Annotated in this window: 6 protein-coding genes and 1 pseudogene; 6 read left to right on the top strand and 1 reads right to left on the bottom strand. The window is 51.6% G+C overall.

Annotation, left to right across the window (positions count from 1 at the left end; all coding sequences use genetic code 11):
• A partial coding sequence (locus ACI32D_RS06225) for a DUF3427 domain-containing protein (RefSeq protein ID WP_439775739.1) occupies positions 1–2260 on the bottom strand: 2260 nt, incomplete at its 3' end.
• 148 nt (positions 2261–2408) lie between these two features.
• Between ACI32D_RS06225 and ACI32D_RS06220 the strand changes: the two genes are divergently transcribed.
• From ACI32D_RS06220 to ACI32D_RS06195, 6 genes and pseudogenes are all read left to right on the top strand, one after another.
• The gene (locus tag ACI32D_RS06220; protein WP_439775738.1) at positions 2409–3119 is read left to right on the top strand and encodes a DUF975 family protein; all 711 of its coding nucleotides are present in this window, start codon (positions 2409–2411) and stop codon (positions 3117–3119) included.
• A gap of 96 nt (positions 3120–3215) precedes the next feature.
• Positions 3216–3695, top strand: a complete 480-nt coding sequence (locus ACI32D_RS06215) for a YcxB family protein (protein ID WP_439775737.1) — start codon at positions 3216–3218, stop codon at positions 3693–3695.
• Between the two features lie 89 nt (positions 3696–3784).
• On the top strand, positions 3785–4213 hold the full coding sequence (locus tag ACI32D_RS06210; protein ID WP_439775736.1) for an Rrf2 family transcriptional regulator: 429 nt from the start codon (positions 3785–3787) through the stop codon (positions 4211–4213).
• Positions 4214–4337: 124 nt separating this feature from the next.
• The gene (locus tag ACI32D_RS06205) at positions 4338–5180 is read left to right on the top strand and encodes an NAD(P)H-binding protein (RefSeq protein ID WP_439775735.1); all 843 of its coding nucleotides are present in this window, start codon (positions 4338–4340) and stop codon (positions 5178–5180) included.
• 75 nt (positions 5181–5255) lie between these two features.
• Positions 5256–5447, top strand: a pseudogene (locus ACI32D_RS06200) (2-hydroxymuconate tautomerase); the annotation flags it as partial.
• A 460-nt stretch (positions 5448–5907) separates the two neighbouring features.
• A complete protein-coding gene (locus tag ACI32D_RS06195) occupies positions 5908–6480 on the top strand; it encodes a hypothetical protein (protein WP_439775734.1) in 573 nt (190 codons plus the stop codon).
• Positions 6481–6791 lie beyond the last annotated feature (311 nt).

The following is a 6791-nucleotide window of genomic DNA, read 5'->3' as shown; positions in this document are numbered from 1 at the left end:
TGACCGCGTCTTTAAAAAGGCGAAGGAAGTCCGGACTGCCTTGGACAATTTTGGAGTTTAAAGACCAGCAGCCGTCTTTTAAGCAGGCGACAGGCTCGCCGCCGTACTTGGCTTTTTGGGTAGTTGAACCGCTTTTGACATCATAGAAGTCCAAAGACAGGATGGCTGCCAAAGATTTTTCCAAGGCGGGTGAGTCGTAGGCCCCGTATTTTTGCAAAAGAGCTTGGAAATCAGTTTGCCTGATTTTGCCTTTTTGCAAAAGAACCTGCAAAAGCAAAAGCTCATGCGGCCGTTGACCCGGGGTCAGTTCCTTGGTAACGAAGGAGAGAAGCTGGCTTTCGTAAGAGGACAGCTGGCAGGGCTGACCCATTTTGGCCAGGAAGGCCCCGTAGTGGGGCAGGGACTTGCTGTCCAGCCAGAGGCGGGGCGAGACTTGGCCTTTTTTGGCAAAATCCAGCAAAAGGGGCGGCCGGCCTAGCTGCTGGGCAAGGTCACCGTAGGCTTCTCGCAGCTGCTTGAGTGAGTCCAGCTTGACCTTGTCCAGGGAGGCTAGGATCTCCTGGCTGGCGATCCGGCTGAAGTTGATGGTGGACAGGCCGGCAAAGCTGACGGTTTGCAGCTGGTATTTCAGCTGGTCGCGGGAGAGCTTTTTCCCGGCTAAGGCCAGGGGAATCAAATAGTTGTTTTGGTAGTTGCCGATGAAGTCCAGGACGGTGACGAAGTCTTGGCCCGGGTAGAGGCGCAGGCCCCGGCCCAGCTGCTGGATGAAGACCGTGGCTGACTGGGTGGCCCGGAGCATGACGATTTGGTTGAGGGCGGGAATGTCCACGCCTTCGTTGAAGAGGTCGACCGTTACCAAGTAGTGAAGGCGGCCGTTTTCCAGGTCCTTGACCGCCTGCCGGCGGACAGCTGGAGAATCCAGGTTGGTCAAGGCCTGGGCTGGCTGGCCCTGGTTCGTGAAAGCTTCTGCCAATTGCCGGGCTTCTTCCTGCCGGCTGCAGAAGACCAGGCCGCAGGGGCGGGGACCGCTATAGCCGTAGTAGTCCAGTTCTTTAAGCAGGTAATTGGCCCGCTCTTTTGTGCCCAGCCAGCGGAGGTCGCTGAAGTCATCAGAAGTCTGGCCGTCAATTTCGTAGTCGCGGATGCCGATATAGTGGAAGGGCGTGAGCATTTTGCTTTCCAGGGCATCGGCCAGGCGGATCTCGTAGGCTAAATTGTAGTCAAAGAGAGCAAAAATATCCTGCTGATCCATCCGCTCCGGCGTGGCCGTCAGGCCCAGGCAAAAGACCGGGCTGAAGTGGCTGAGGACTTTTTGATAGCTGGGGGCGGCGGACCGGTGGGCTTCATCGATCAAGATGTAGTCATAAAAATCAGCAGCCTGACTGGCCAGGAACTGGTCCTGGGAAACGGTCTGGATGGTCGCGAAGGTGTAGCGGGCCTGCTGGTGGCTGGTCCCAGTCAAAAGGGCGAAGTCGCTGTCCTTGCCGCCGATGACTTTTTTGAAGGTCTCCAGGGCCTTGCGGGCAATCTCTTCCCGGTGGACCAGGTAGAGGAAGCGGCGGGGGGCAAAGTCTTTGACCGCTAAAGCCGCCAGGTAGGTCTTGCCTGTCCCGGTAGCGGAAACCACCAGGGCCCGGCGGGCGCCGCTTTTGACTATGGCTTGGAGATTTTTTAGGGCGGCTGCCTGCATCTGGTTGGGAACGATCTTTTCTTGTTTCACGTGTAACACAGGCTTGGCTGGTGGCTGCCAGCTTTTTTCATAGTCGGCCAGCCAGAGGCGGGTCAAGGGCTGGCTTTTGGCCATCAAGTCTGCTAAAGCCGCGGCTAGTTGCTGGGTCAAAGCCGAATCGTTTTGAGAGTCGACCTTGAGGCACCATTCCTGGTTGGCCAGAAGGGCGGATCGGGTGAAGTTGGCGCTGCCGATGACGGCGGTCTGCCAGTCCCCGTGGTCAAAAAGATAGCCCTTGGCGTGGAAGGGGCCGTCTACGATCCGGACTTGTAGATTTGGAATTTTTAAGAGTTCGGCGAAAACCCGGGGCTGGTTGAAGGCCAGGTAGGTCCCGGTGATGATGGTGCCCTGGACTCCGCTGGCTTGCAGGTCTTCCATAACCAGTTTGAAAGCTGGCAGCATGTCGGCGGTAATGAAGGCCACGGTCCAAGTGAATGACTGGCAGGTCAGCAGCTGCCGGCGCAGGGTTTGCCAGATGTTTTCTTGCTGATTGCTGACGAGCCGGGGCGGGCTCAAAGGGGAAAGTTCCATGGAATCGACCTCACTGTGGAAAGATTTTTTACCATCATAACATACGCTGGCAGCAGGGCAGATAGGAAAAGAACTATGTTACATGTGAAACAATCAGCGCTATAATAATAGTGAAAATAATAAAAGCTTTTTTACAGAGGAGTGAACAATGAAAGCGAAGGAAATCCGGGCTTTGGCCCGGGAAAACTTGAAGCAGATCCCGAAGAAGGTCTATATGCCGATGGGTCTGCTGCTGATTGTGGCAAATATCATACCGAATGTCGTTGACCAGGCGACCGATTCCAAGTCGGGAGCCGGAGCCAATATCATCTTTTTCCTTTTGGAAATCGCGGCCGCGCTGTTGACGGCTAACGGCTACATCTTCTTTGACCGCTGGCGGAATAAGATCCAAAAGGGCGGGGAAGAGCCGAATGCCTGGTGCGGCTTGACCGGCCAGCACATTGCTCGCTTGCTCATTTATGGGGTGATTGAAGCCTTGATCATCGGGACCGGGACCGTGGCAATCGCGGCCGCGGTAGTTGGGTCAGCCATTCCGCAAGTGCCGGTGGTGGCAGGCATCATTCTTTTGATCTTGCTGGTCGTTTTGCTGGTCTGGATCGAGCTGCGGCTGACCTATGTTGTCTACGTGATCGACGAAGACGTCCAGGCCGGGCAGAAGCGGTCAGTCTGGGCGGAAATCGGCGTTGGCTGGAAGCTGACCAAGGGCCGGGTCTGGAAGCTGCTCTGTTTGAACCTGTCCTTCTTGGGCTGGTACATTTTAACCGCCTTTACTCTGGGAATTTTGGGGATCTGGCTGATGCCATACTATAATTTGGCAATCGCGGAAACTTATGAGCTGAGCAAGGATGAGAAATATTAATATAGTTAGGACTGACTCAAAGACGCGCTATGGCGCGTCTTTTTTTACGGGCGGGGAAGAATAGCTTATAATTTTTATAGAAAGGACGTGAGGCAGATGGAACAAGCCCTATATATCAGCGAGGTGCACATGGACCTGAACGAGTACACCAGGATGGCCATGAAGGTGACGGAAAAAAGCCGGCGGCGGATCATCATGATCGCGGAAGCAATCTGGATCGCGGCCGGAGCGGTGGCTTTCGCCTTGAAACAGTACGACTTCACGGTCATGTTTGCCCTGGTGATTGCTTTTTACCCAGCGGCAATCGTCTACCTCTATAAGCGGCGGTTGAAGAAAATCTACGCGGGCATGCCGGCCATCAAGGATGACTACGTGCGCTACGAATTTTACCCGGACCACTTTTTGATTTTGACCAACCGGGGGGACGGGGAATACCGCTATGACCAGATCACCCGCTATATTGAAACTGACGAGGAAATCATCATGATGCCGGCTTCAGACCAAGGCATGCTGCTCTTGAAGAAGAACTGCAGCCCGGAACTGATCGATTTTTTGCGGGAGAAATGCCAGCAATAGTTTCACGTGTAACATGGCAAAAGTGGCAAATCCCGGAAAAAGCTGTTAAGATTAAGAAAACAGGCTTTTTAAAAAGGAGCTGGTAAGAAATGAAATTTTCCCATAAATTGAGCGACGCGGTCCACCTGCTGGCCTATATCGAGATTTTTCCCGATGGCGACCTGTCCAGCCGGGCGATCGCAAGCAGTATCGTGACCAATCCCAGCATGGTGCGGAGCCTGATGATGGACCTGCGCAAGGCAGGGCTGTTGAAGACCAAGCAGGGGAGTGCTGAGCCGGAATTGGCCAAGCAGCCGGAAGAAATCAGCCTCTATGATATTTTCGCGGCAGTCGACATGGATCACCACTTGCTGCACGTTGATGAAGACACGGAGCAGAAGTGCCCAGTTGGCGGCAACATTCAAGGGCCGCTGGCCAAGGCCTACGCGGAAGTGGAAGAGGCAGCTTTTGCCAAGATGCGGGAGATCAGCCTGCAGGAAATCGTCAAGCAGATAAAAGAAGAAGGGCAACTTGCCTAATTACGTCAGCGAAAGCTGGCGTTTTTTTATGGGAAAAGGTGTTGACTTTAAAAATACACGTGCTAGAATAATTGTAGATTTAAAAATAACAAGTAAATGAAACAGAGAACTAACGGAGGCAATTATGAAGTACGCTATTTCAGCGGCTACTGGCAACTTTGGCCAGACCGCGGTCAAGAAGCTGGTCGAAGCAGTTGGGGCAGAAAATGTAGTGGCGATCGTCCGCGATGAAGAAAAGGGCAAGAAGCTTTTCCCGGGCGTGGAAATCCGCCAGGCCGACTACGGCGATGAAACAGCTGTAGAAAAGGCTTTGGCCGGCGTGGACAAGTTTCTCTTCATTTCTTCTCAGCCAGGCGGGGCAGTAACTAGAGCTGACCAGCACAAGAACGTGGTAGAAGCTGCTAAGAAAGCCGGCGTTGGCTATGTGGCTTACACCAGCTTCCCGAAGGCCAGCGAAAGCGACAACTGGCTGGCAGCTGACCACAAGCTGACGGAAAAGCTGCTTAAGGAGAGCGGGATCAAGCACTCTTTCCTGCGCGACAACTGGTACTTGGAAAACGATCTGTCATTCCTGGCTCCAGGTCCAGCCAACCGTCTTTACTGGGCAAATAATTTTGCCGGCTGGGCACTGGAAAGAGAATACGCGGAAGCAGCGGTCAAGGTTTTGACTAGTGACGATCCAAAGGAAGTTTATGAATTTGCCGGCCCAAAACGGAGCTACGAGGATTTGGCAGCGGCTTTGAACGCGGCAACTGGTGAAGACACTGCAGCTAAGCAGGTCAGCCAGGACGAATACGTGCAGGTCTTGGAAGGCGTGGGCCTGGATCATGACACGGCGGCAATGTACGCCAGCTTCCAGCAGCCAATTGATGATGGCTCATTGACTGAAGAAAGCAGCGACCTGGAAGAAGTTCTGGGTGGCTTGACTCCACTGGACCAGGCAATCAAGGAACTTTTGGCAAAGTAGCTTTGGCGGGGTGCTTTTTCTGAAAAAGCAGGTATAATGTAGGAAAAGTTACTTGTTTTTGAAAAAAGGAGCAGAACAATGCCATTTGTACACATTGAACTCTTGGCTGGCCGTACGCCAGAACAACTGGAAAAGATGATGAAGGACGTGACCCGGGTGATCTCAGAAGACACTGGCGCGCCAAAGGAACACATCTCTGTTATTGTCAGCGAACTTGGCAAGCAGCAGCTGGCTCAAGGCGGCGAATGGAGAGAACCACAAGCCTAAGAATTTGGACTCACCCTCTGGGTGGGTCTTTTTTTCGGGAAAATAACAGGTGGGAAATAATGTGCAAAGTGAATCAAGAGAGGAAAAAGGCTAGAGAAACAAAAGGTGAGGGGACTTTTTTAGAAGAAAAAATCTTAGTAAAATTAGTATAAGAACTGACTGAACTCGGTATAAGTTTTGTGATAAGATAATAGATGAAAAGTGAGTAGAAAACAGCGACTGAGGCGAAAGCGGAAGATAAAACGCAACACAGCACAGCGAAGCCAGCACTGACAAGGAAGGGTCAGGGCTGGCTTTTGTTTTCGGAAAGAAAAGAGGGCTGGCGGCTGCAGCGCTGCCGATTTTCCATTACGACTAAATCGTAATAAACAAGAAATCGCGCCAGACCGGCCTTTTAGCGCTGCCGGCTGCAAAAAAAGTTCGAGACACAGATAATGTGTCTCGAACGGAGGTAGTAAAAATGATTACCAGTATCAAACTTTTGGAAGCCAACCAGATCCTGGCCCAGGTCTTGGACAGCGAGAGGGGCAGTGAGATCAACGTCAAGAAGTTCTGCAAGCTGGCTGCCTGCTCCCGGCCAACCTTTTATGCCCACTATGGCAGCATGCGGCAGCTCAGCGCAGAATTGCTATTAAAGAAGCTGGACCAGCATTTGTACTTTGCAAGCGGTGATTACGCCAGCGGCTTAAAGAGACTATTGACCTATATGGAAAAAGACCGCTGTTTCATTTTGAACTTGGTGGCCTTGATTGATGCGGAGAAGGGGAAAGCCAAGGGTAAAGAGTTTGCGGCCCGTTTTCCACGGAAAGTAGAATGGCTGCTGCGAAAGAAGACAGTTTGCTACGTTGATGCCCATTCCTTAAGCGGGGACTATTCGATTAAGACTCTGAATAATGCAGCTCACATTATCTATGCGATCCTGTACGAGTGGCTGGCTGAAGGACTGCATCTAAGCGCGCGGGATGTTTATGACCGCTGCCAATTGGCAATTGAGATTGTCGAAGAACAGACAAATAAGAAAGCGCTTTTGTAATTTGGAAAAGAAAAAGCAAAAAACTTTTAGAAAAAATATCAGCCAAAAAATCACCTTTTTCCGAACAAAGAAAACAGAAAGAAAGCAAAAATGCCAACTACACTTGATATTGCCGAACGAGATCAGGCTCCACCTTATCACAACTCTGCCGGGTGTTCATAATGTAAACCGGATGAAAAGCTTGATTTGACCTTTCAAAAATAACGAGTATACTAATATTTGTTGTCGCGTGAGACAGGAAGTTCTCGCGGAGGCAAAAAAGAAAATATCGAAAACTTGTTGACAAGAATCAAACAAGCGAGTAAGATATA

Origin of the sequence: Lactobacillus sp., from assembly GCF_051873315.1 — a bacterium.
GTDB lineage: Bacteria > Bacillota > Bacilli > Lactobacillales > Lactobacillaceae > Lactobacillus.
The sequence above is the reverse complement of the archived record's forward strand: the minus strand, read 5'-3'. Positions and strand labels throughout refer to the sequence as shown.

Excerpts from the sequence above, each read along its gene's own strand:
- ACI32D_RS06220 (WP_439775738.1), top strand. The coding sequence starts at position 2,409 with ATGAAAGCGAAGGAAATCCGGGCTTTGGCCCGGGAAAACTTGAAGCAG.
- ACI32D_RS06215 (WP_439775737.1), top strand. The coding sequence starts at position 3,216 with ATGGAACAAGCCCTATATATCAGCGAGGTGCACATGGACCTGAACGAG.
- ACI32D_RS06210 (WP_439775736.1), top strand. The coding sequence starts at position 3,785 with ATGAAATTTTCCCATAAATTGAGCGACGCGGTCCACCTGCTGGCCTAT.
- ACI32D_RS06205 (WP_439775735.1), top strand. The coding sequence starts at position 4,338 with ATGAAGTACGCTATTTCAGCGGCTACTGGCAACTTTGGCCAGACCGCG.
- ACI32D_RS06195 (WP_439775734.1), top strand. The coding sequence starts at position 5,908 with ATGATTACCAGTATCAAACTTTTGGAAGCCAACCAGATCCTGGCCCAG.